At 57.9% G+C, this 25,505-nt stretch carries 14 protein-coding genes and 2 pseudogenes; 15 read left to right on the top strand and 1 reads right to left on the bottom strand.

Annotated elements, in window-relative coordinates:
* The first annotated feature begins 14 nt into the window (after nt 1–14).
* The 11 genes and pseudogenes from N2603_RS35275 (at nt 15) to N2603_RS35230 (ending at nt 12,713) form a co-directional block, all read left to right on the top strand.
* On the top strand, nt 15–923 hold the full coding sequence (locus N2603_RS35275; RefSeq protein ID WP_260385755.1) for a glycine reductase: 909 nt from the start codon (nt 15–17) through the stop codon (nt 921–923).
* Nucleotides 883–2,193, top strand: a complete 1,311-nt coding sequence (locus tag N2603_RS35270; RefSeq protein ID WP_260385754.1) for a tetratricopeptide repeat protein — start codon at nt 883–885, stop codon at nt 2,191–2,193. The genes N2603_RS35275 and N2603_RS35270 overlap by 41 nt, the downstream gene beginning before the upstream one ends.
* A gap of 42 nt (nt 2,194–2,235) precedes the next feature.
* A complete protein-coding gene (locus N2603_RS35265; RefSeq protein ID WP_260385753.1) occupies nt 2,236–3,276 on the top strand; it encodes an alcohol dehydrogenase catalytic domain-containing protein in 1,041 nt (346 codons plus the stop codon).
* Nucleotides 3,263–3,940 (top strand): cupin domain-containing protein, encoded by a 678-nt coding sequence (locus tag N2603_RS35260; protein ID WP_260385752.1) that lies wholly within the window; start codon nt 3,263–3,265, stop codon nt 3,938–3,940. Before N2603_RS35265 ends, N2603_RS35260 begins: the two co-directional genes overlap by 14 nt.
* 649 nt (nt 3,941–4,589) lie before the next feature.
* Nucleotides 4,590–4,706 (top strand): annotated as a pseudogene (locus tag N2603_RS45000) (LysR family transcriptional regulator); the annotation flags it as partial.
* A 27-nt stretch (nt 4,707–4,733) separates the two neighbouring features.
* Nucleotides 4,734–5,525 carry a LysR family transcriptional regulator gene (locus tag N2603_RS35255; RefSeq protein ID WP_018645987.1) on the top strand — a complete coding sequence of 264 codons (792 nt, stop codon included), beginning with the start codon at nt 4,734–4,736 and terminating at the stop codon, nt 5,523–5,525.
* A gap of 529 nt (nt 5,526–6,054) precedes the next feature.
* Complete coding sequence (locus tag N2603_RS35250) at nt 6,055–6,765, top strand: class I SAM-dependent methyltransferase (RefSeq protein WP_260385751.1); 711 nt, start codon at nt 6,055–6,057, stop codon at nt 6,763–6,765.
* Nucleotides 6,766–6,781: 16 nt separating this feature from the next.
* Nucleotides 6,782–9,088 carry an alpha/beta fold hydrolase gene (locus N2603_RS35245; RefSeq protein ID WP_260385750.1) on the top strand — a complete coding sequence of 769 codons (2,307 nt, stop codon included), beginning with the start codon at nt 6,782–6,784 and terminating at the stop codon, nt 9,086–9,088.
* A complete protein-coding gene (locus N2603_RS35240; RefSeq protein WP_260385749.1) occupies nt 9,075–10,076 on the top strand; it encodes an ATP-grasp domain-containing protein in 1,002 nt (333 codons plus the stop codon). Before N2603_RS35245 ends, N2603_RS35240 begins: the two co-directional genes overlap by 14 nt.
* Entirely contained in the window at nt 10,073–11,233 is a 1,161-nt protein-coding gene (locus N2603_RS35235) for a phenylacetate--CoA ligase family protein (protein WP_260385748.1), read from the top strand. Before N2603_RS35240 ends, N2603_RS35235 begins: the two co-directional genes overlap by 4 nt.
* Nucleotide 11,234: 1 nt before the next feature.
* Nucleotides 11,235–12,713 (top strand): MFS transporter, encoded by a 1,479-nt coding sequence (locus N2603_RS35230; RefSeq protein WP_260385747.1) that lies wholly within the window; start codon nt 11,235–11,237, stop codon nt 12,711–12,713.
* Nucleotides 12,714–13,036: 323 nt separating this feature from the next.
* Here the strand turns inward: N2603_RS35230 and N2603_RS35225 are convergent, their stop codons facing one another.
* Nucleotides 13,037–13,930 (bottom strand): aspartate/ornithine carbamoyltransferase family protein, encoded by an 894-nt coding sequence (locus N2603_RS35225; protein WP_260385746.1) that lies wholly within the window; start codon nt 13,928–13,930, stop codon nt 13,037–13,039.
* Nucleotides 13,931–14,134: 204 nt separating this feature from the next.
* Here N2603_RS35225 and N2603_RS35220 point away from each other — a divergent pair, with 204 nt between their 5' ends.
* The 4 genes and pseudogenes from N2603_RS35220 (at nt 14,135) to N2603_RS35205 (ending at nt 25,350) form a co-directional block, all read left to right on the top strand.
* Complete coding sequence (locus N2603_RS35220; protein ID WP_311740731.1) at nt 14,135–14,410, top strand: MbtH family protein; 276 nt, start codon at nt 14,135–14,137, stop codon at nt 14,408–14,410.
* 92 nt (nt 14,411–14,502) lie between these two features.
* Nucleotides 14,503–18,789, top strand: a pseudogene (locus N2603_RS35215) (amino acid adenylation domain-containing protein); the annotation flags it as partial.
* A gap of 68 nt (nt 18,790–18,857) precedes the next feature.
* Entirely contained in the window at nt 18,858–24,164 is a 5,307-nt protein-coding gene (locus N2603_RS35210) for a non-ribosomal peptide synthetase (RefSeq protein ID WP_260385745.1), read from the top strand.
* On the top strand, nt 24,139–25,350 hold the full coding sequence (locus N2603_RS35205; RefSeq protein WP_260385744.1) for an MFS transporter: 1,212 nt from the start codon (nt 24,139–24,141) through the stop codon (nt 25,348–25,350). The genes N2603_RS35210 and N2603_RS35205 overlap by 26 nt, the downstream gene beginning before the upstream one ends.
* Nucleotides 25,351–25,505: the final 155 nt, after the last annotated feature.

Raw genomic sequence — 25,505 nt, 5'->3', positions numbered from 1 at the left:
CGAGGAGAATCCACATGACCGTAGCGGAAATCCCCGTTCAATATATGGAGCGAACGCGCCACTATTACCGTGCCCTCGGCTACGACAGCGATTATGTCTGGGCGAGCTTCGATGACGTCCCCTTCACCACACCTGCCAAATCGTCATCGGACCTGCGTATCGCACTGATTACCACGGCCAGTCCGCCGGATTTTGATGGCGTGAAGCGGGTGTGGTCAGGTTTGGTTTCGCCGCCCCCCAAGAAGCTGTTTACCGACAACGTTGCGTGGGACAAGGAGTCGACCCACACCAATGACCCCGGCAGCTTCCTGCCGATAGAAGCCGCTTTCGGATTGGTCGGCGAAGGCGCCCTTGTCGGTCTGACCCGGCATTTTCACGGTGTGCCGACAGAATACAGCCAACGGAAAACGAACACCGAGGATGCGCCTGAAATCCTGGCGCGCGTTCAGGAAGATGGGGCGGATGCTGCGATCCTTTGTCCGCTTTGCCCTGTTTGTCATCAGACCGTAAGCTTGGTGGCCCGGCATCTCGAAGCGAACGGTATTCCGACCCTCATCATCGGCTCGGCGCTGGATGTTGTGGAGCACTGCGGCGTCCCACGGTTCTACTTCACGGATTTTCCTCTGGGCAATCCGTGCGGTCATCCCTGGCGACCCGACATGCAGCGTGAAATCCTGCGCCAGGCGCTCACCCTTTTTGATACGGCGAAGACGCCGCGAACGACCGTGAATGCGCCGTTTGCGTGGAAGGAAGATGGTTCCGAGTGGCGGCCCCGATACGGAAGGGTAACTCCGGAGAATCGCGAGCGCCTGCTCCAGCTGGGTCATGAGCGTCGCCTGCGGCAGGCAACGGCCAAGCAGGTTGTCGAGGAGCGTCGTCAAAATGGCCGAGAACGCGATGAGCAATCGTGCGAGCGCTCTTGAAGACCGGTATGGCAACAGATTGAGCACAAGCTCTTCCGCCGCTCGCGACGCTTATGTGATCGGCGTCGACAAGCTGCTCTCGGCCGGCACGGGGATTGATGAGGCGTTCCGCGACGCGATCGCTGCCGACGAAGGCTTTGCCCTGGCACACATCGCGCTTGCGCGAACCTTGCAAGTGCTTGGCCGGGGTAACGAAGCAAAAGCACCGCTCGAACGGGCATTGGCGCTCGCCCCGGCGACGACAGCGCGCGAACAAAGCCATGTTGCGATCTTCGCCAGGATCCTGGGCGGTCGAGGCGCTGAGGCTGTTTCGATGATCGCCGGGCACATCAAGGATTGGCCGCGTGACGCGATGGTGCTGGCCCCGGCCACCGGTGTTTTCGGTTTGATCGGCTTCTCCGGAGAGTCCGGGCGCGAGGTCGAACAGCTGGCGTTGCTGGAGCCCCTTGCGACCCACTACGGCGACGACTGGTGGTTTCGAACCGTGCTCGCGTTTGCCGAAATCGAGCTGCACAGGCTCGACAGTGGTTACACGAATATCGAGGCCGCACTTCGCGGGTTTCCTCGCAACGCCCACGCTGCCCACATCAAGGCCCATCTGTTCTATGAGAAGGGCGAGCGCGAAGAAGGCCTTGCCTATCTCGGCCGATGGAACGCTGCCTATCCACGCGAGGGACAACTGCACTGCCACATAAGCTGGCATCTTGCCCTCTGGTCCCTGGAGACCGGCCGGCGGGATCAAGCCTGGAAGATCTATCGCGAAGCGCTGCATCCGGGCGGTTCATGGGGCCCGCAGATCAATGTCCTCACCGACTGCGCTTCGTTCCTTGCACGCGCCGAGCTGGCGGGCGAGCCGCGATCTCCGGAACTGTGGAGCGAGATCAGCCGGTATGCGGCGAAGTGGTTTCCCAATTCGGGGATCATCTTTGCCGATATGCATAGTGCGCTTGCCTTTGCGATGGCTGGTGACGAGGAGGCTCTGGCGAGGATCATCGAGAACCCAAAGGGACCCGCCGCGGATATTCTGGCACCGATCGCTCGCGGCTTCGACGGTTTTGCGAGAGGCGACTGGACGCGGGTCGTCGATGAACTGAAGCCCGTCCTGCAAACGCATGAAAGGGTCGGAGGCAGTCGCGCCCAGCGCGACCTCCTGGAATATTCCGTCACTTGCGCCCTGCTGCGCAGTGGTCGCGCCGACGAAGCGCGACAGCTTATTGCATCTCGACGACCTCGGAACGCAGCGCGCGGTCTTCCGCTCGCCGGCATCTAGTGCGTACAGCTTTCCGGGCGAGAAGGTCCAAAGGAGCAAGACATGAAGCGATCCTATCGCGTCGCGCAGGTCTCGACATCCGGCACGCTCGACATTGCGGAACGGGAGACGCCACCGCCAGGCGCGGGAGAGGTGCTATTGTCGGTTGAGGCCTGCGGAATATGCGGTGCGGACGCTGCCGACATCGACCGCGCGGATCCGGCGATGCGACCGCCGCGCGTCCCTGGTCATGAGGTGGTGGGTCGCATCGCGGCCCTCGGCGCCGGAACGCCGTCGATCTGGAAGGTCGGTCAGAGGGTCGGGGTCGGAAGGCTCGGCGGTCATTGCAGCGAATGCGTCCAGTGCCGTCGGGGTGAATTTCAGCTCTGCACCAATCAGCCGGTCGTCGGATCGTCGTGCGACGGCGGCTACGCGGAGATGATGATCGCCCGCGCGACCGGGCTCGTCTCGGTGCCTGACGAACTGAGTTCCGAAGAGGCTGCACCGCTGCTCTGCGCCGGCATGGCGACGTTCAACGCGCTCAAGAAATCTGGTGCGGAAGCCGGCGACACGGTGGTCGTGCAGGGGATCGGAGGGCTCGGACATCTCGCGGTTCAATACGCAAGAAAGATGGGTTTCAGGGTCGTGGCCGTCGGACGCGGCGCGGACATCGCAGATGATGCGCTTCGCTTAGGGGCGCATATCTACATAGATGCGAACAAGGAAGACGCGGTCGGCCATCTGCAGGGCTTGGGCGGTGCCAGCGCGATCGTCACCACGATCGGCGACGTTCAGGCCGTCGCCGCGCTGATGGCTGCTCTCGCCCCGCAGGGAAGGCTGGTGCTGCTCGGCGTGGCAAAAGACCCTCTGCCGGTCTCGGCGGGACATCTCGTCCGCGGTGAGCGCGGCGTGCTGGGTTCGATGACAGGCACGCCCTTCCAGAATGAAAGGACGCTGGATTTCTGCGTGCTCGCGGGCGTGCGTCCGTGCATCGCGACCATGCCGCTGGAGAGAGCCGCCGAGGCGGTCGCACGGATGCGGTCGGGGCAGGCCAAGTTCAGAATGGTATTGACCATGACGGAGAAGAGCCATGCGCATCAATGATGATTTGACGGTTCCGGTGATAGTCCACGCCGGGCAACTGCCGTGGACACCAAGTCCGGCGGCCGGTGTCGACCGACGCATGCTGTTCCGCATTGGCGACGAGGTGGCGCGCGCGACGTCGATCGTGCGCTATGCACCGCGCAGCGTGTTCCCCCGCCATACGCATGGTGGCGGTGAGGAGATCGTTGTTCTCGACGGCGTCTTTCAGGACGAGCACGGCGACTACCCGGCGGGCAGCTACTTCCGCAACCCTCCAGGGACTTCGCACGTTCCCGCATCGAAGGACGGCTGCACGATCTTCGTCCGGCTTTGGCAATTCCGGGATAGCGATCGTGACCAGATCGTGCGACGGCCAGCGGAAGGTCGTCGGATCGAGCCGAGATCGGAGGCGGCGAGCGCGATCGAACTGTTCGACGACGGATTCGAAAACGTACGCTTTGAGAACTGGGCGCCCGGCAGTCCCGTCACCGTCGAGAACGCACGCGGCCTCGAAATGCTGGTTCTCGCGGGGAGCCTGTCGATCGGCGATCAGACCCTGATCGCGCAAAGCTGGGCCCGCTTGCCGGCCGGACAGCCGCTGAGCGCTGCCACCGGTACGGACGGCGCGAAGGTCTGGTTGAGGGACGCGCCCCTTCTTCATTCGGACGTAAGCCGACTGCCATGAGGTCGAAGCGCGGAGATCTGCTCGTCGCGACGGAAAGCCACTCTCGCGTGCACTCGGCCAAGAAGAGCGGGCAGCCGATTCATGGCGCAGGAATTCGATTCTCTCTGGGCGATGCAACTCGACTGGAGCAAGCGGACTTTCAATCATTTCCGCACTGGAAACGCCGTGCCTTGTTGCTCATTGCCTTGCCTCAACAGACTTCCAGCCAGCGCCCCATGCTCCATCGCACTTTGGCCTCTTCTTCACCATCGTAGAGTTGCCGAAGTGCAAGCATGACGCCGCACGCCCCATGTCTGCGACGTCATTCAAAACGCTGTATCGGCAACCGCGGGTGCCCGATTCCATTCGGCGGCCGGAGCATCTCGCACGCTTCGCCGCTGGCTCGCGTCAAGGTCGGGCTACCCGGACGGCTCAGAGCCGCGGCGGGTCGGCGTCGAGGCCCAGCTCGGTCTACTGCCCCTCAAGTTCGTCGATGACCAAGTCAAATTATGGCGTGATATTGTTCCTCCTTTAACTGTTGCTGCATTCAGCAACACAATCATCGGTAGAGACCATATTGTTGTCACTGGTTTGTCACTATCAAAGGTTGCAATTTGCTTCTTTCTAGTTAGATAGAAGTCTAGGAACGTAAGCCTAGGGAGCATCGGTAGTGGTCGTCTGGGATGATCTTCGTTTTCTGCTTTCGGTTGAGCGAACTGGGACGTTGTCGGCCGCTGCCAATCAGCTCCGGGTTACACAATCCACGGTGGGACGCCGTCTTTCGCGACTTGAAAGCACGCTTGGCGTTAGACTGATGGACAAGACTCCCGATGGATACATTAGGACCTCAGTTGCCGAGGACATTCTGAGCGAGATCGAGCGGCTTGAACGCTCCATAGAGGCGATCGTTCAGATAGCAGACAGTCGGACTCGAAAGGTCGATGGTGTCGTTCGAATCTCCTGCGCCGAACCGATCGCCAGTCGTATCGTTGCGCCCTGTATCGCCGTCCTGCACAAGAAGCATCCCGCGATCACCGTGCATCTAAGGAATGACGCACGCGTTCACGATCTGATGCGTCGGGAAATCGACATTGACGTTAGGATGGTTCGGCCAGATCAGAAGGAACTGGCGGTGCGGCGTCTAAGTAGCGTGGCCTTCGGGCTATACGCGAGTTCATCATACGCCGAATTCTTCCGTAGTTCTAAGGACGTGCCGTTTGCATATGTCCTATTGGAGCAAGACGGTAGAGACATATTCCGGCATGCTCGCTGGTTCAGCGACCTCTTTCCCTCATCAAGAATCTTGCTCCGGACTAATAACTATGAGGCGCAGTTTTCCTGCACCCTAAATCATGGTGGATTGTCTTGCTTGCCCCGGTTTCACGCGGATCTCTATCCGGAGCTTGTTAGGCTCGATGAAGTCAGCTCGCCTCCTGATGCCGTGGCGTATTTGACGATACATCGAAACAATTCCGATGTTCCTCGCATACGCATCGTCGCTGATGCGATCAGTCGCGCAATAGGCGAACTGGTTCCGATTAAACACGCGCCCGCGTCAATCACCGGTGATGGTCCTGATGGACCCGTCAAGCTGCTTCCATTGTGATTGACAGGCGCCGGCGCATGACGGTGTCGAGCGGCAGATTGAGAGAGGTCGGTGGCGGGTTTTAACCCCGGAGCGCCGCCAAGTCGGGAAATGCGCGAGCCGGCGAACAACGATAGTCCGCAGCACTCGTTCGTTCGATCGCTAGATTGGGGCCGCTAAAGCGCAGCAGTTCGTGCACCTTGCTGCGGCTGGTCCTCCAACTCACCACCTGTTTGATGTGGGTCTGGCACGTCGCACAAACCCTGTCCGGTCTTCGGCTCGGCACGCTGCGGTGTGAGTCAAGTGCGACAACCTCGAGCCTCTTGAACGGCGCGGCTGGATTGTTCTCGGCGTTGCGGCCAGCTACGCGAACGGACGACAGAAGTCGCAAATGGTGCGCGCGGTTCGTCCCGTAACAAATATTTCTGCACAACCAATGAGCGAAAATTGAATCTTGGCGAGAGAGGTCGTTTTCACTAGGGATAATTCGACTCCCGGTGACGCGCGCTGGCCAGCGTGGCCTGCGTTTTAATGGAAGGACAAGTAGATCATGACGTCCGAACCTGCGGTACTTACCGAAATGAGCAGCTACAACATTCCAAGAGATTTTTGGGATTCGGAAAGATTTGATTCGCTCCGACGGCAGCTAATTCCGTCGTTCGACCTGCTTTATGCAACGGGCGCGGACTTTGTCGGTGCGGTTTGCAGACATGATGCACGGATCTTGGATATCGGGGCAGGTACGGGTCTGTTCAGTGGCTTGATACGCGCAAGACTGCCGCGCGCGGTCTTCACCTTGCTTGATGCGTCGCCGGAAATGCTGAGCAAGGCAGTCCATCGCATGGGCGACGGGGCCAAGTGCTGCTATCTGCATGGCGATTTCAGCAGGTCTTTGCCAGAAGGACGCTACGACGTTGTTGTGTCGGCCCTTGCTATTCATCATCTGACGCATGCCGACAAACGTGCGCTGTTCTGCAAGATCTTCGAGTGCCTCACTCCGAACGGCCTGTTCGTCAATGTCGAACAGTTGGCCGGCTCCAGTTCTGCAATTGAGCAGTTTTACGACAGCCAACACGAGAGGCACGTGCACGACATGGAGACGCCTCCGGAGGAGTGGGCGAGGGGCCGGGAACGCATGAAGTTGGATATCCCCGCTGACCTTCTCACGCAGTTGGACTGGCTGCGTTCCGCCGGCTTTTCCGAGGTCGAATGTCTCGCCAAGGACTGTCGATTTGCGACGTATGCCGCTTGGAAGCGATAGGCAGAGAAGCGGACCCATGGACAAGACGCGTCAAAGCATCGCTAGCTCCATTCCCATTTTCGACGCTATCTCACAGATAGCGAGGGAGAACGCCAATGGAGTGGCGATCGAGGCGTTGTCAGGGGAAACGTGCACTTTCGGATCCCTGGTAGAGCGCGCCGAGATGCAGGCACGCGGCCTCCACGCCTTGGGGGTAGGCGCGGGCCATTGCGTTGCGGTCTATTGCAAGACGTCGATCTCGTATGCCAGCTTGATACTTGCTGTCTGCCGGCTTGGCGCGTCCTACGTTCCGATCCTCAACAATTTTGACCTGGAGGCTCGCAGGCGGGCCTTCCAAATGGCGCAGCCCGTCCTCGTCGTCCATGATGGTGTACGGAGCTATTCATCGTTCGGTCGGCCGGCGGTCGAAATTCGTGCTCTTATTGAACCGACCTCAGATCGCGGCCCTCCTCCGCGTCCTGATGCAGAGCATGTCTTTCGAAAGCTGTGGTCGTCGGGGTCGACCGGCGGCTCCAAGCTTATTGGATGGACTCAGGGAAAGCTCCTTAAGGAGCGGTTGCGCTGGCAGAACCATGTCGGCCTGCGCGGTTCGGACCGCTACTTCTGCAAGCATACGCTCGATGTAGCGCACGCTACCGATCTTCATCTGTTCTCGGCATTGCTCTCCGGTGCGACCTGCATTCTGGATGACGTCCATGCCGGGGACGCGGCCCTTTGGGAGACTATGGCCGACTGGCGGCCGACCGTGATGAGCGCGCTACCAGAACATTATCGGGATTGGTTGCGGCACTACCGAGCGAATGGAACGAGACTGCCCGGAACACTACGCCTGGCGATGTGCGGGGGGACCTATGTAAGTCCCGAAACCGCGGCAGACGTCGCTGACGGGCTGGGCTTCAGGCTACGTCAGATCTACGGATCGACTGAATTCGGGCTGGCGATGATTTCCGAAGAGAGCGCCGGCGATCTGGTGCTGGTCAACGGCGTCGGAGCAAGGCTCGAGCCGTTGTCACAAGGGACCGCGGGAAACCTCGGGCACTTGATCCTTATCTCGGATTGCACCAGCGAGGGCTATCTAGGTGACGCCGATGAGCATGCAGCAGCGTTCCGCGGCGAGGAGTACGGGACCGGCGATGTTGCCGAGATGGTTTCGCCGAAAACATACCGGATCGTGGGCCGTACGAAAGAACTGCTCAATGTCGGTGGAAGAATAACGACGACGTCCATGGTGGATCGGCGAATCCAAGCCGAACTGCGCTTGCAGAATTTCGCAACGGTGGTCGATCCGCGATCGAGCGAGTCCGTAACGGTATTCGTGGATCAACCTCCGGGCACGCCCGTAGAAGAAGAACGCCTTCAACGGCGTATAACGGCCGCAACTGAGCCGCTCGGTCTGAAGCCATCGATCGTATTCCTGCACCCCTTTCCGTACACGGAAGTCGGAAAGCCGGACAAAGCCGTTCTGCGGCAAAAATTGGCGACACCCGTCAATATGAGATTGAATTGCCGCGAACTGGGCAGAGGATTTCCGCTGGTGATCCTCCCAGGTCTGTGCCTGACCGATGCGATCTTCGAGCCGCTGATCGATCTTATTCAGGACGAATATCGCCTTTTGCTGATCGATCTTCCCGGACATGGCCAAAACCAAAGCCTCCCGCCCGAAGTGACGGCTGGACCAGGGATCATCGACCGGTTCTGCGACGGCATCTACAGCCTGCTCGCGGAAAGAGGAATAGAGAAGTTTGCGGTGATGGGAGTGTCCCTCGGTGCGACCGTCGCTTACGCGCTGGCAACAGGCCGCCATGCGGACCAAATATCGGCGCTGGTCTCCATCGAGCAAACGCCTTTCCTGCTTGCTGACGATGGATGGGGGCATGCTGCGTTCGGAACGTTAACGAGGGAAGGCGCACAACAGATTCTGGCTGGCCTCGCGACGGATTCAGGTGAGTTCTCCCGGCAGATTATCGCCGCTTCTCTTCTCGAGGCGACAAGAATTGATAAGGCGCTTAAAGGCCGTATCGTTCGAAGCTCCGCGGCCTGCGACCCAAGGGCGATGGCCGCCCTCCTTGCTGATGCACTCAGCCAAGACTGGCGACCGGGTCTGCAAGGAGCAACCAGGAATGTGATGCTGGTGCATGGTTCCCAAAGCGCCGTTTACCCCACAAACGTCGGCTCTTGGCTGAGTGAGAACTGGGATGTCAAAGCGCTTCTTCAGCTGAAAACTGGAGGACACCTTCCGTTTATCGACGAGCCCGTGATGTTCTCGAACACAGTGAAGGCATTTCTGAAGTCAACCTGCGGTGATCAAAATGATGAGCACTAAGAAAGAGGCGACCTCGTTGAAGAACGTGTTCTGGGTTTATCCAGAAAGAAACACTGCTCGGCAGCGGGAGTTCGAGGAGCGGCGCGTGTGGGCGCCGTATCGGAAGGTATTGGAATCGATGGGTTACAGGTTCGGGCTCGTAAAGCCGGACGATGTCCATATCGAATTCGATCATGAACGGTCGGTATGCTTCGTCAATGACGCGCGGGTTACACCCCGCGACACCATCTTTGTAACTTCCATGTGGACGATGCCACATCAGGTAGTCGATACCTGCAATCAGCTGTTCTTGTATTCTGCGCTGGAAATGCTCGGCTTCTTTCTGCCGATCCCGCTGAAGTTCGCCAATATCACAGTAGACAAAATGGCGACCTATCTGCACCTCAGGGAATGCCCGGTACGGCATTTGCCGACGTCTCGCATTGCCGCCGGCCGTGACGTATTCACCAAGGATTACGCAGTCGCTGTGGCCAATGTGAAATATCCCGCCTTGGTGAAGCCGTCCTACTGGGCAATGGGTATTGGCGTCTGCATCGCGCATAATCCCGAAGAGCTGCATGGATTGGTAGGGCTCGCTCGCGGCGCTGACACGGCCGTGGTCGTCCAACCGTTCTTGAGCGGCGCATCGGACTATCGCGTGTATGTTGTTAACGGAGAGCCCGTTCTCATAATGAAGCGTTCCCCCCGCAAGGATTCGTTGACGGCCAATCTCGCGACCGGCGGTACGGCGGAGTATACCAAGACCCTGCCGTCGGAGCTTCGCGGCTCCATTGACTATATCGCCTCACGCTTGCCGATGCCCTATATGGCGATGGATTTCTTGCACGATGGCGAGAGGTTCTGGTTTTCGGAGATCGAACCGGACGGAGCTCTCGTATTCGATAAGGCCGACGAGTTGACGGACGCAATGAAAGTCGAGGCCGCTACAAAGCGGTTTCAAGCCTTCGTCGACGGGCATTCGGCCCATTGCGCGGAGTTGAATCAATGAGTGTGATCGGAACCTTGGACCATAGCGAGATTGTGGCCCACGCAAAATCCTTGCAGACGCACGGCGGCCTGCCTGTTTCCGGGATGGCCAACTCTCTCGGCGATCTGCCTGTTTGCGATGCATCGACGATTTATTCGATTACCCGGACCTTGGCAAAAGGCCGCGGTGGAATCCTGATGTCGAGCGGCGGTACGACGGGGAAGCCGAAGCTGACAGTCAACACCTTCGATCAAGCTTGCGGGCGATTGCTGGCCGAGTGGAAACCGCTCGGTCCCGCCGACGTCTTGCTCAATCTGTTCAATCCCGGCCGGCTCTGGGGATCGCACTACTATATGCAAGAGCTGGCATCGGCTAGCCAGGCCATCATTGCGCCGGCCGGACCTTATGCGATTGAAGATGTCTCCAACTGGATGAGCATATTTGACCATGTAAAGCTCAATGCCCTCGCCGGCACGCCGACCGGATTGTACGAGTTTGCCCTGGGCGTCCAGATGGCGGGCCGCAGTTTGCCGATAGAGAAGATCATCTGGATGGCCGAGCCATGGGTCGATGGCAAGCGTGAGTTCGTCGAGAGCCAGTTTCCCCAGGCGAAGTTCTGGGGGAACTACGGGTCAGTCGAGACATACGTGATTGGTACGAACAACCCGAAATGCGATCCCTATACCTTTCATTTGATGAAGGACCAGATCATCGAGATCGACGATGAAGGCGCGTTACTCTCTCGTGTCGGGGCGGGATGGACCGTGCCAATTGTCCGATATCGCATTCGGGATGAGCTAAAACCCGTCCGCTGCAGGTGTGGCCGCGCAGACGCGTTCATGATCGTCGGCCGATCAGACGATTCGATCAGTCTGAGGAGCATTTTGTTCAGTGTGAACGAGCTTCGCAATGTGGCGCTTGGCACGCCGGGTGTGAGCGAGGTTCAACTGGTATGTAGTCCGGACGCGGACAACCCAAAAGCAGCCGCTTCTCTGACAATCTCCTATGTCGGCACGGCGGACACCCACGAAGTCATGAGGCAGGTGATTTCAAGCTTCTACCACATGCCGGCGATCATCAGATCCTACAAGAACGCTCTCAATGTCGAGCGGGTCAACTCGCTTCTGTCGAATCCAAGGACGCAAAAGACGGTGCCGCTAGTATGGAGACAGTGTTGAGATGAGCGGAAAGCCCCTCCGTGATACGGCACCAAATTTCGTGCTGGCTATTCTGTCGCTTGGCTTCCTGATGACGTTCATCGACCTGACGGTCATGAATGTTGCGATACCGGCGATCTCAGCGGACCTCAACGTTGGCATGGATAGCCTGCTGTGGGCGGTCAACTCGTACGTTTTGGTTGTCTCGTTCCTTTTGATTACGATGGGGCGGCTCGGAGATATCGTCGGAACACGAAATATGTTTCTTTTGGGCGTGGCATTGTTTTCCGCGGCAAGCGCAGGTGTTGGCGCCTCACGGACAGCAGCCCAGATGATCTCGTTCCGCGCGCTGCAAGGCGTAGGAACGTCTATGCTGCTTCCGCAAACGCTCGCAATTTTGGTTCAGGTCTTTCCTCCAGAGAAGCGAGGCGCCGCGTTTGGAACTTGGGGTACCGTCGCGGGAGCTGCCGCAATAGCGGGGCCGTTCTTGGGGGGGCTAGTCGTGTCAACGGTCGGCTGGCGATGGATCTTCTTGATCAATGTCCCGGTTGGCCTTCTCGTTCTGCCCTTGGGCTGGCAATTTCTTCCGGCAGGAAAAAGTGCGCAGAAAGCATCGCTCGACATTTTGGGAGCCATCTTAATCTCTGTCGTTCTATTCTCCGTCACCTATATCTTCATGGAGATTCGAAGCCAGGGCTGGAGCGTCGTCATGCAGGCCTTCGGCGGGGCCGCTGCCGTGGCTGCGCTGATTCTATTCAGGCAGCAGTCGCGTAGACAAGATCAAAGCCCCCTCATTCCATTCGGCCTATTTTCGGCAGAGGGATTTGCGACGATGAACCTGGTGATGGCATGCTCATCGATCAGCATTGTTGCTTTGATGTTGATCATTTCGATCTTCCTGCAGACGGGATTGAATTACTCTGCCTTCTATGCGGGTCTCGCCATTGTTCCCGCCTCGCTGATGTCGATGCTGCTGGCCCGATATACAGGTGGGCTTACAGATCGATATTCCGGCCGGAATGTCGTCTTTTCGGGACTCCTGATATCGGCCGCTGGGGTTATGTTCCTCATATGGGCAATGAACCTGGCCGTAGGGGGCACTGTCTCCGTTGCGGATGCTGGTCTTGGCCAAGTGCCGGAGAAGTTCTGGTACTTCATCGCGCCGATGGTGCTTGTCGGAATCGGAAATGCGTGCGTGGTTGCGCCGACGAATGCAACAGCAATGCGTCGTGTGCCCTCAGAACTTGCGGGGGCTGCGTCAGGCATTCTCAACACCGTTCGACAAATTGGATTTGTCGGCGCGGTAACGATGACGAACTTCTTGATCGAATGGCGCATCGGCCAATCCCTGGACGTCAAGGCTCAGAAGGACGCCGCGCTGATAGCGCACGCGTTGCCTGATGTGATGTGGTTGCCGGCAGCGGCGATGATAACCGGCGCAATCGTCTGCCGAACGGTCAGGGGAGCGGACGAGCGGGTGAAACTCGAAGCACGCACGTGACGAGAACGGCCTGAAGGTTGCCTTGTCGGCGCACAATACCGCTCCAGATTGCCACGAAGGCCGAAGAGTTTTGTCGGACCTCAGTTAGGTCAGCGCCGGCGATGCCCGGCGGCTGGCCAAACCGGGCAGGGTGAGACTAGCGCAAGCTTGACTGGCGGAGCGGTTTGCACTTGAAGCAGCGCCAAGTTGGCGGGCCTTTGCCTTTTGATGGCGTCAAGGTCAACGGCTTCTTACAGCGGGAGCAGGGTGGGGAGGGGCGCACGCGCGGCATTCTGGGCACAACTCGAAGGCAGATGAGATTGTCGATTGATGCGTGGAGCGGCTTATTCGTTCGGAGCCAACATCTCGGTCAACACTGCCATCCTCACCGGAACTCCATTTGCAGACTGCTCGAAGTAGATCGCCCGTCTATCATTGTCGACGTCGAATGCTATCTCCTTGCGTCTTCTTGGGAGCGGATGAAGGATCAGAGCGTTGGGCCGCATCAGTGTCACGTCTGGGGCAGTGAGCGAAAACGAGTTGTCATATTCAACGTTTGGATCAATTCCAGCATGATAGACGATGTCGACCCGAGGGAGTGCATCTCGATAATCCTTGAGTACATCGATGCGCCCTCCTCGACTTTCGATCAGGCGAACATCGTCTCTCCCCAAGCCGTGCTCACCAGGATGGCAAAGAATAAGGTGCGGCGAGTCGTATTGAGACAGACCCAGGGCAAGAGATCTTGCGGAGCGTTGATCCAGCTCGCCTAGCAATAGCGCGCATAAACCGTCCAAGCGCCCCAATCTTGACTGGATAGTGAATAGATCCGTCAAGGCTTGGGTCGGATGCTCAGCATCATGACCGACACCAGTTCCGGCGCTCACGACGGGAGCAGAAGAGTGTTCCGCGTATTCGGCGGCGCTGCTTGCGGAGGGATGGCGCAAGACGACGAGATCTGCATAACCGTCGATTACGCGCGCGAGGTCTCGAATTGGTTCTACGGGGCGCCTTTGGCCGGGAGACGGATTTACGTCCGAAAAATTCAAGCCCTCGCCACCGAGCGCGCCAAGGGCACGCTTAAAGCTCATTTCCGTGCGGGTACTTGGGCTGAAGAAAACAAAAGCAACAAACTTGCCCTTGGCAGCGAGCGCCAGTCGGCCGGCGCCATGATTGTGTTTGATGCTGGAGGCAAGGCCAAGAATACGATCGATGTCGCTTCTCGTCAGATCTGACATTCGTAGCATGTCTTTTCCAAAAATGTTCGACACAGCACGCGCCTCCTTGCAAGACCACCGCCGAAGAGAAAATTCGCAACGCGAGCGCGACAATCGCAGGTCCTCTCTCTCCGAGAGAGATGAACTTGCTCTTCACAATCGCGAAACACTACCATCATCAAAAAAACACAACCTATAAGATAATGCAACCTCGGGTGTTGAACGATGGCTCTTGCCTCTCCATCAATTGGGACAGGAGCTCGTTCACGGAATTGGAGTGCGACTATGGATGCTGATGGGTTCTATGCGGTCGTTAGAAACGTGGAAGAGCAATATTCAATTTGGCCGCAGGACCGGGAGATACCGACGGGCTGGACATCTGTAGGCTTCGAGGGATCCAAAGCAGAGTGCTTGTCTTGGATATCGAGCAATTGGACGGATATCAGGCCGCTGACCGTTCGATTGCGGCTGGCTGAATCCCACGATTCGAACAGCACATAGCGCTGACACCGGAAAAGGAGAAGAGGCCGGCGCTTTAGGCAACGCATGGGAGCGCGTGCGTTCAGGAAGTAGAGCACCCAGCGGGAGCATACATGTCTTCGAGTGTCCAGTTTTGGCTTGAGAGTTTGAATGGCGCACCGCAGGTGTTGGAGCTCCCAACGGACTTCCCCCGTCCGGGAGTTCCGAGTTTTCGGGGCGCCCGGCATAGTTTCCCGATCGATGCTGACGCGACCGCGCGGTTGACGCGTTTTGGTCAGGAGCGAAATGCCACCCTGTTCATGGTCGTGTTTGCCGCGTTTGCCGTCGTGCTCGGTCGATATAGCGGCCAGCGCGACCTGCTGATCGGCGTTCCCGTCGCCAATCGGCAGCGTGGCACCGAGGACCTGGTCGGCTTGCTGACAAACACATTGGTGCTGCGGGCAGATCTATCCGGCGATCCCAACTTCGATACGGTTCTGGCCCGCGTGAAGCGCGCATCGCTGGGCGCTTATGCTCACCAGGAAATGCCGCTGGAGAAGCTGATCGAGCTCTTGCAACCTGCACGCGATACGAGCAGGCAGCCCCTGTTCCAGGTGATGCTCAATTTCGTTGACATCGATTTCTCGGAGCAACTTCCAAGCGGCTGGGAGGTCTTGTCGGGGCATCAGGATGTCGCGCAATTTGATCTGACATTGTATGTCACCAGACAGGACGGCGGCCTCCAGCTCCAGGTCGAATATGCGACGGATCTCTTTGCTGACGATACGGTTCAACGCTTTGCCCAGCATCTGCTGACGGTCCTTGGCAGCGCCACTGCCGCCCCGAAGACCAGCGTCTGGCTGCTGCCGATGCTCACGGAGCGGGAGGAGCGCCAATTGCTGGTCGAATGGCAGGCGCCGGCAGCTGACTATCCCACCTCGCGCTGCGTGCATGAACTCGTCTCGGAGCAAGCCGCCAGGACGCCCGCCGCGATCGCGTTGGAGCACAATGGCAAGACTCTCAGCTATGCGGAGCTGGAGAAGCGCTCCAACCGGTTGGCGCATTTTCTCATTAAATCAGGCGTCCGGCCGGAGACGCCGGTCGGGCTCTGCCTCGAGCGCTCGTTTCACTGGGTGATCAGTCTGCTTGCGATCCTGAAAGCAGGCGGCGCCTATGTCCCGCTCGACCCCAGCTATCCGAAGGACCGAATAGCGTACATGGCGTCGAAGGCAAAGCTGGCGTTCCTCTTGGCGGCGGCCGACAATGGAGGTCTCGATCGGGCGCCGGAAACAAAAACAATCATTGTCGACAGTGATCTCGATCTGACCGCCCTTTCTGAAAGCGAACCAACGAGAACAGCGAACGAAAACGGTCTCGCATACATCTTCTTTACGTCCGGTTCGACCGGCACGCCAAAGGGCGTCATGGCCCATCACGGGGGGTTGGTCAGCTACCTCCACCAAATGAAGAACGTCTTCAAGTTGCAGCCAAAGGATGTCGTTCTCCAGGTAACATCGCAATCCTTCGATCCGTCTCTCAGAGAAGTATTCGCCCCGCTCCTTGCGGGCAGCAAATTGGTGATTCCGGTTGGGACGGACGCGAAAGATCCGAAAAAGTTGCTTCAGTTGATTCAATCCCAGCAAGTCTCCAGCATCGTCGGCATTACGCCGAGCCTTCTGGATATGTTGGTGGAGGCGTCGGGAGCGGGGCAACTTCCTTCACTCAGGCTAATCTGCCCGTCCGGGGAGACACTCAAGTCATCGCTCTGTTTCAAAATATGGTCCAAGCTTGGTCCGGCGATCAAGATCGTCAACCTCTATGGTCCGACGGAAATAACGATGACGTGTTGCGCACATGCCGCAACATTTCCACTGACTGGAGCAAAAATTCCGATTGGATGTCCAATCCCCAATACATCCCTGTACATCCTGGACGAGCACCTGAGGCTCCTTCCGGTCGGAATACCGGGCGAGCTATTTGTCGGCGGGCGCCACGTCACGTGGGGCTATGTCGCGGACCCGTCCCTGACTGCCGAGCGATTTTTGCCCAATCCCTTCTCTGCGGGAGATCGTATTTATCGGACCGGTGATATCGCTCGCTGGAATAGCAACGGTCAGGTGGAATTGCTCGGTCGCGCTGATGACCAGATCAAGCTGCGCGGCTTCCGGATTGAACCGGGTGAAATAGAGGCAGTTCTCAACGCCCAACCAGGTATCCGCAGCTCCGCTGTGCTCCAGATGGAGATAAGTGGTGAGCCCAATCTGGTTGCGTTTCTCGCGACTTCGGTCGAGCCAAACGCCTCGATTGAAGCATCGTTTCGCAAGATCCTACGTCAATCGTTGCCTGAATACATGGTCCCGTCGCGATTTGTCGTCGTGGACCGATTACCTCTGACGCCGAACGGAAAGGTTGATCGACAAGCGCTTAAAACGCGCAATCTCGACTCTGCTTTGCCTGTTTCAACGCCGGCAAGCGTATCGTCTGATGCTGTCAGAGAGGTGTGGCGCGAGATTCTCCAACAGGCGAGCATAGATCAAGAGGATAGCTTCTTCGACCTGGGCGGGCATTCAATTTTAGCAGCCAAAGTTGTGAACAGACTTGAGGCTCTGCTAGGCGTAGACATACCTTTTGCATTGATCTTCGAGTTTCCCGTTCTTCGCGATTTCGAGAAGCGGATCGACGAGATTGTTGCAAATCGCGCAAATCCAGGCGGCGGGCGGCAGATCGATCTTGGCGGCGGAAAGCACCTGCCACTTACCTTTTCGCAGCAGCGAATGTGGTTTCTGCACAGGCTAGACCCCGATGGGGCGGCATATAACGTTCAGCTGGCGATCCGCTTTGCATCTCCTGTTAGACTAGAAGTCCTCGAAAGGGCGCTTCAATGCGTCGTAGATCGGCATGGCAGTCTCCGCGTTCAGTTCTCCGTCGAAGACTCTGAGGGGGGTGTTTCTCAGAGTTTCGTTGGAAATCTTCCCATCGACATTAAGACGATAATAGCTGGCCCGGAGACGGGCGCGGACGTGTTGTCCTCATTCCTGAGGAACGAATTCGGACAGCCGTTCGATCTCGAGAAGGGACCTGTGTTTCGTTGTGCTGTCCTTCAAGAGCTGGGGCGAATAACCGCGCTGGCATTCACAATTCATCATATCGCAACCGATGCCTGGTCGAACGCGATATTGCTGCGAGAGCTGGCGGAGGCATACAGTCAATACGAATTGCAGGGCGAAGCAACACTGCCACCGCTCGTTCTGGACTATCCCCAATATATTGATCGCGCGCCGGCAGTTCTTGGCACTCAGCTGGCGCATCACCATTCCTTTTGGCTCGAGAGTTTGAATGGCGCACCGCAGGTGTTGGAGCTCCCGACGGACTTCCCCCGTCCGGGAGTTCCGAGTTTTCGGGGCGCCCGGTATAGTTTCCCGATCGATGCTGACGCGACCGCGCGGTTGACGCGTTTTGGTCAGGAGCGAAATGCCACCCTGTTCATGGTCGTGTTTGCCGCGTTTGCCGTCGTGCTCGGCCGATATAGCGGCCAGCGCGACCTGCTGATCGGCGTTCCCGTCGCCAATCGGCAGCGTGGCACCGAGGACCTGGTCGGCTTGCTGACAAACACATTGGTGCTGCGGGCAGATCTATCCGGCGATCCCAACTTCGATACGGTTCTGGCCCGCGTGAAGCGCGCATCGCTGGGCGCTTATGCCCACCAGGAAATGCCGCTGGAGAAGCTGATCGAACTCTTGCAACCTGCACGCGAGACGAGCAGGCAGCCCTTGTTCCAGGTGATGCTCAATTTCGTTGACATCGATTTCTCGGAGCAACTTCCAAGCGGCTGGGAGGTTTTGTCGGGGCATCAGGATGTCGCGCAATTTGATCTGACATTGTATGTCACCAGACAGGACGGCGGCCTCCAGCTTCAGGTCGAATATGCGACGGATCTCTTTGCTGACGATACGGTTCAACGTTTTGCCCAGCATCTGCTGACGGTCCTTGGCAGCGCCACTGCCGCCCCGAAGACCAGCGTCTGGCTGCTGCCGATGCTCACGGAGCGGGAGGAGCGCCAATTGCTGGTCGAATGGCAGGCGCCGGCAGCTGACTATCCCACCTCGCGCTGCGTGCATGAACTCGTCTCGGAGCAAGCCGCCAGGACGCCGGCCGCGATCGCGTTGGAGCACAATGGCAAGACTCTCAGCTATGCGGAGCTGGAGAAGCGCTCCAACCAGTTGGCGCACTTTCTCATTAAATCAGGCGTCCGGCCGGAGACGCCGGTCGGGCTCTGCCTCGAGCGCTCGCTTGACTGGGTGATCAGTCTGCTTGCGATCCTGAAAGCAGGCGGCGCCTATGTCCCGCTCGATCCCAGCTATCCGAAAGACCGAATAGCGTACATCCTCGACCTTGCTCTGCCCCGCGTCGCAGTAGTTGAGCATAGGAATGCGGGGCCTGCGCTCGATGCGCTAGCCGCAAAATCCGTCAGCCTGGTGGTGTTAGGGGAGTGCAGTCACGAAATCGACGTATCGATTTTCCGCCGCGAGTCGAGATCAACCCGAACAATTTTGCCTACGCATTCTTCACGTCAGGTTCGACCGGAGCGCCCAAGGGAGCGTGCGTTGAACACGAAGGTTTTACGAACCACGTTTTTTCGAAGATCGATGTTTTGAAGCTCACATCGGACGATTGTGTTGCTCAAACATCGTCTGCCTCTTTTGATATCTGCCTCTGGCAGGTCTTCGCGGCCCTGGTCTGCGGCGGCCGCGTGTCGATCATTGACAGCCAAGTGATTGCAGATCCGCATGCATTGGTTGCGGAATTGGGAAGAACCGGTGTTTCTGTTTTTCAGCCTGTTCCGTCTCTTCTAAGGATGATGGTTGATGGTGCGGGTTCTGCGATCGGAAAACTTTCGCGCCTTCGTGTCATCGTTCCAACTGGCGAGGCGCTCTCGCCGGACCTTTGTCAAAAGTGGTGGGATATTCTGCCGTCGGTTCCGATTGTGAACGCTTACGGAGCCACCGAGACGTCGGATGACTTCACTCATTGCAGAATAACAGAGCCGCCGCCGAGCCACGATGCGGTATCGCTTGGAACACCAATCGCCAACAGCCGGGTGATCGTGGTTGATCGACATGGCGAACTGACGCCAATCGGAGTGCCTGGTGAAATCTGCGTAGCCGGCGTGGTGGTCGGACGGGGTTATCTTGGCAACGCGCCGATCACGGCAGAGCGGTTTGTCCCCAGTAGATATGCACCGGGACAGCGCGTGTACCGAACGGGAGACATGGGCCGTTGGCGTTCGACGGGTACGCTGTCATTCCTGGGGCGCGTCGATAGCCAGGTCAAGTTGCGCGGCTTTCGTGTGGAACTCGGAGAGATCGAAGCTCATATCAAGGCTGACGCGGCGGTGAACGACGCTGTGGTGATCGTCAGGGAGGATGTGCCCGGTGATCAACGGCTGGTCGCTTATCTGGTTTGGAGCCGTCCCGAAACCTACGTCAATTCTCTCGCGGGAGTTCTACGAAGCAAGCTTCCCGCCTATATGGTGCCGGTTGCATTTGTCGTTCTGCAGTCGATGCCCCTCAATTCGAACGGAAAGCTCGATCGCGGGAGATTGCCAGCCCCGAACTACGCCGCCGACGTCGGCGAGTGCCATCTGCCGGGACGTAGCGCAGAGGAAGAAATACTCTGCAACATTTGGGCCCAGTTGCTGGGGCTGGAACGAGTGTCCCCCAACGACAATTTCTTTGAGCTTGGCGGTCATTCGCTGCTCGCGGCCAAATTGCTGACGAAGATGCGAGCCGTGTTCGGTACAAGTATTAGCTTGCGAGACGTGTTCGCAAATCCGACGCCAGCCCAAATCGGTCGCCTCATCGCGAGATCACCGCAAGCCGAACGACTTGCGATTCCCAAGAGAGAGAACGACGCTAGCGCGATTTGCTCGTCTGCCCAGCAGCGGCTTTGGTTCCTGCATGACTACGATCAGAACAAATCCGTCTACAACATAAATCTAGCGTGGCGGCTCGTTGGAAAGATCCGGATCGAGGCCCTGCAGCAGGCTGTCGATCGCGTCGTGCAGAGGCACGAGAGCTTGAGAACGACGTTCGACTTTGAGGGCGATGCTGTTCGCCAAATGATTGGCAGCGGCAAATATCCAAGGATTGCGATGGCGGACCTGTCGGGCCAGGCCGACGCGGAATTGGCTCTCGATCGCTGGATGACAAAAAATGCGGAGGCGCCATTCGACCTCAAGAATGATTGCCTTCTCAGAGTTGGTCTGGCGCAACTTGCGCCGGAGATGAACGTGCTGCATCTGTCGATGCATCACATCATTTCCGATGGTTGGTCGGTCGGCATATTCGAGGAAGAGCTGAGCCGGGCCTACAACGAGTATGCTGCAGGGATACAGGCCGAGTTCGCCGACCTGCCCATCCAATACGGTGACTATGCCGAATGGGAGATGGGGCGTCTGACGGGATCGGGATGCGCAGCCAGCCAACGCTATTGGCTTGATTATCTCAAAGATGCGCCAACGCTGCTCACTCTGCCGAGCGATCTGCCAAGACCCGCGGAGTCTACTTACGACGGAGAACAAGTCCGGTTCTCATTTGGCGCTGAGCTCTCGGCCAGTCTTCGTTCGCTTGCCAAGGCCTGCGACGCGACGCTATTTGCGGTTCTCATGAGCGGCTTTAGCTTGCTGCTGTCCCGCCATTTCGATGAAAAGGATATTTGTATCGGCTATCCCGCCGCAAACCGGGAAGTTGAGGGCACGGGAAGCTTGATCGGCTTCTTTGTCAATACGTTGGTATTTCGTTCGAAGATCGACGAACGTATGAGTGCGACCAAGCTGGTTCGACATGTTCAGGACGCGTTGCTCGTGTCCCAAGAGCATGGGTCTTTTCCATTCGAGAAGATCGTGGAGCTGAAAAACCCTCAACGGAGCAGCAGTCATTCGCCAATTTTCCAAATAATGTTCGCGTTCAACAATACGGCTCGACGTGCAATCAAAATGCACGACATTGTCGCCGAGGAAGTTGAGCATGATAGCCGCTTCTCGAAATTCGATCTGACGCTCGAGATGGATGGCGCAGAGCCCGAGCTTTCCGGCGCGTTTCGGTACAAGCGAGATCTGTACTCTGGCTCAATGGTTCGAAAGCTGTCGGCCCGCTTCGAGGCGCTGCTCGATGCGCTGACTCGCAATCCCGAGCGCCCGATAGTTCAACTTTCGCATATTCCTCAAGCTGAGACCGCTGCGCTCATGGAGATCGGGAGTGGTGCTCGGAGCAGCTTTCCCAATCACTTCGTGGACGAGCTGATAAAGGCGCAAGCGGACCGAGATCCGGGCAAGGTGGCCGTTGTGTACAACGAGTCAAGCTTGACATATGGCGAGCTGGATCGCGCGTCATCTGTGGTTGCCAGGGAGTTGGCGCAGAAGCTGCCGGTGGGGGTACGGGTCGTTCCGCTACTGATGTCGAGCGGCGTAAACATCGTGGTTGCCATGCTGGGCGCAATCAAGGCCGGAGTGGCGTTCGCGCCCCTGGATGCGGCCTGGCCGGATTTGCGTTTGAGGCAAATCATCGATGACTTTCAAGGGAAGTATATCTTAGGAGACTGCGTCACTCAGCCCAATATTGAGAAGCTGGGCGCAATCGCAATCTTGGTCGATTCTCTGACTGCATCGGCCGCTCAAGCCGAGGCGCCCCAAGTGGATCGCTCCCTCGGTGACACCATGTATGTCATGTTTACGTCGGGATCGACCGGCGCCCCGAAGGGCGTGATGGTGAACGGCGCCGGTGTAAACAATCGGCTCGCCTGGATGAATGAGCAGTTCGGAGAAGCGGCTGCTCAGAGCGTCATACAGACGACCCGTCTCACATTCGATAGCTCGATTTGGCAGATCTTTTGGCCGCTCATCAACGGCGGTCGAACGATTTTGACGCCCGTCAATTTCTCGTTCGACCCGGGGATTCTCCTGGATCTTATCCGACTGCACAAGGTGTCATTCATGAACTTTGTGCCGTCAGTCTTTAACGTCTTGCTGGAAGCACTTTGCGCCGGCGAGGAAGCAAAGCTGGCTCTGACCTCGCTGAACACCGTGATTATGGGCGGTGAAGAGATGCGGCCGCGAGATGTCGCTCGATTTCGGAGTGCTCATCCTCACGTAAGGGTCTTCAATGTATATGGGCCCACGGAGGCGACGATAGGGTGTCTATTTCACGAATTTCGGGGAGACCAAGGTGCTGCACGTGTTCCCATTGGTCGGCCAATCGCGAATACGCAAGTCTACATACTCGATGACGGATTGCGCCCGGTTGCCCAGGGCGTAGTAGGCCAGCTCTATATCTCGGGCGTCTGTCTGGCAGACGGTTATCATCGCCAGTCTGCCCTTACGGCGGAAAAGTTCATACCGAATCCGTTCGGCCCGGCTGGTAGCAGAATGTACGGTACCGGCGACCTGGTCCGGATCACTGATGCGGGAGCGGTCGAATATCTCGGGCGAAACGATTGGCAAATCAAAGTGAGAGGAATGCGCATCGAGCTGAGCGAGATTGAAAGCGCAATGCGCACTCACGCTGCAGTCAAGGATGTTGCCGTTGTGCTGCAGAAGAATGGATCTGTTGGCCAGCAGCTCGTTGCTTATGTGGTCATAAGAGACGAGCACACGGTGCTCGATGTGGATGAACTTGGGAAGCACGCACGTCGCTTGATTCCTGCCTACATGGTCCCCGCTGAAATTCGGCGCCTGTCGGCTCTTCCTCTCACCCCGAACGGGAAATTGGATCGAAATCGGCTGCCCGTGGATTCCGTCCCTTCCTCGAGCGCAAATGGCGGGAGATCTCGACCTGGTTCTGGCACCGAGGAATTGGTCAGTTTCGTTTGGGCTGAGCTTCTGGAGAATCCTCGTCTGGGCATGGACGATGATTTCTTCGCGCTCGGTGGTCATTCGCTTCTTGCCGTCCAGGTCGTACAACGCATTCGCTCTGTGTTGGGCTTCTCTGTCCCTGTTGCGGAGCTCTTCCGAAATCCCACGGTACGAGCATTTTCAGCGGCGCTGAACGACTACATTCCGGGACGAGCCAACGGAATGATTGAAGTGAGGGACTCCGGTGGCTCCGAAGCCTTGAGCCTGGTCCATGATTTTACCGGCCTCGCAAATTGCTTCTTCGGCCTCTCGAAAGGTCTTTTGCCCGAATACACTTTGCTTGTTTTCGAAGCAGCCATGAACCAGGGGGCTGCACCTTCCACGATAGAGGAATTGGCGGACTCGTACATTGAGGCGATGAGCTCCCGTGTAACCGGAGTGGTCAATGTTGGTGGCTACTCGTTCGGGGCGCTGGTTGCGTTTGAGATGGCGCGTAAGTTGCGAGCGGCCGGGCGCCAGGTGGGGACCGTTTTGCTCATTGCGCCGCCCTTGAGGATTGGTGACAAACAAAGACGGAATGGTCGACGCGACGTCGATATTGAGACTGAGGCCCAGAGGGCGCTCGAGTCGGCCTTTCGTGTCAGCTCGGATGGAGCAAAACATCTGAAGCTGATCAGGGAGGGCGCCATCCGACATATCGCCGCGGCGGATAAGTACGAGCCCGGCTTTTTGGATACGGAATGCGTGTTGCTCCAACCAGAGGCAGACGCCGGGGACCCCGGTATCTGGGCCACGCTCTGCGCGCGTCTCCGTCAGGTATCGATAGCCGCGCGCCACTACGAGGTCTTTCGAAGCTCTCATATTGAGGGCACGAGCGACGCAATCAACTCAATCCTGCGGCAGAGTCGTTCCGGAGACAGTGATGCAGAGCATACTGCGACGCGGTAGTGCGCTATATGCCGGCTTGGGCCCCGGTGTATTCACATTGGCCGGCTTTGCGCTGCTGAATGCGCTTTCGATGTCCAGCAATTCGTTCCTCTCGCTGTATCTGACTGCGCATCGACACATCGAGGCAAGTGTTGTGGGGCAACTCATATCGCTGCGAGGTCTCGCAGCGATAGTGGGAGCTTACATAATTGGATACGTCATTGATTATGGAGGGCCGAGGAAGACCCTTGCGGCCGCTTATGTTCTCTGCGCAGCAGGCTACCTGACACTCGCGACCTCCGGCACCGCTGCGGTTGTCGGAGGCGCGCTAGTTGCCGTGGCATTGGCGAGGACCGCGTTCAGGCCAGCTTATAACGTTCATTTGTCTTCGATTACCGCCGAGAGCGACCGGGGGCGCGCTTACTCGCTGTTCGTAATGGGGCTTAACGGCGGTAGCGCGTTGGCGTCGTCGATCGGAGGAATGATCATGAGCATCGTGCCGGCTGCGGTGTTCATGTGGGATGCGGCCCTGTGTTTGGTCGCTGCATCAGTCGCGGTGGTGCTTCTGCGGAGCCAATACCCTATCCCTGAGCAGAAGCAGGCGCAGGTGCTGGAGGAGAAGTCACAACGCGGCACCAGAAACGAGTTCCTGATACTTTGTGCGCTGTACTTCTTCATTGAGATTTCGGAAAGCCTATCCTTCTTCGCGTTGCCAATACGCATCGTCAACGAGCTGGGGTACAGCCCAAACATCTGGGGCTACATGATGGCTGCCCTGGGCATCTCGGTGTTTTCGCTGAGCCTTTTGGCCTCCAACTATGCGAAGCGACACGACCAGAGATGGGTTATCATGATTTCGTGTATCGCGATGTGCCTTGGGTTGGCCGTCGCCGGCCTTGCAAGCTCCTCCGCGTTGTTGGCGCTGGGGTGGCTGGCGTTCTGTATAGCCCAGGTCTTTGTATACCCTGCGCTGATGCAGCGACTGTTATCGACCATCGGTGACAACAACAAAGCGCGTTCAATCTCGTTCTATTATTCGTGGTCATCCGTGGCTTCGACGGTAGGTCCATTGCTGGCGGGGTGGGCCATCTCGGATCAATCGGCCGTTCGAGTCCCCGTGTTCTGTGCGCTAGCCGCGGGTGTGTGCGGTATCCTGGGTGCTCTGCTGCTATCCAGCAAACATACAAGTGAGTCCGTCGTGACCTAGCTCTTTCCGGAGCCTCATTGAGGCGCGGAATATTTTCCTTTGGTCATCAGTATGGATGCAAAGTTGCCATAATACAACCATAGCATGAATCATAAAGGGATGGTGTCGCGGCTTCGCTTGCGCGGATTGCCGCTATCGCAGGAGACGAAATGACT

It is taken from the genome of Bradyrhizobium huanghuaihaiense (assembly GCF_025200885.1).
Lineage (GTDB): Bacteria > Pseudomonadota > Alphaproteobacteria > Rhizobiales > Xanthobacteraceae > Bradyrhizobium > Bradyrhizobium huanghuaihaiense.
This window is presented reverse-complemented; position numbering and strand designations above follow the sequence as displayed.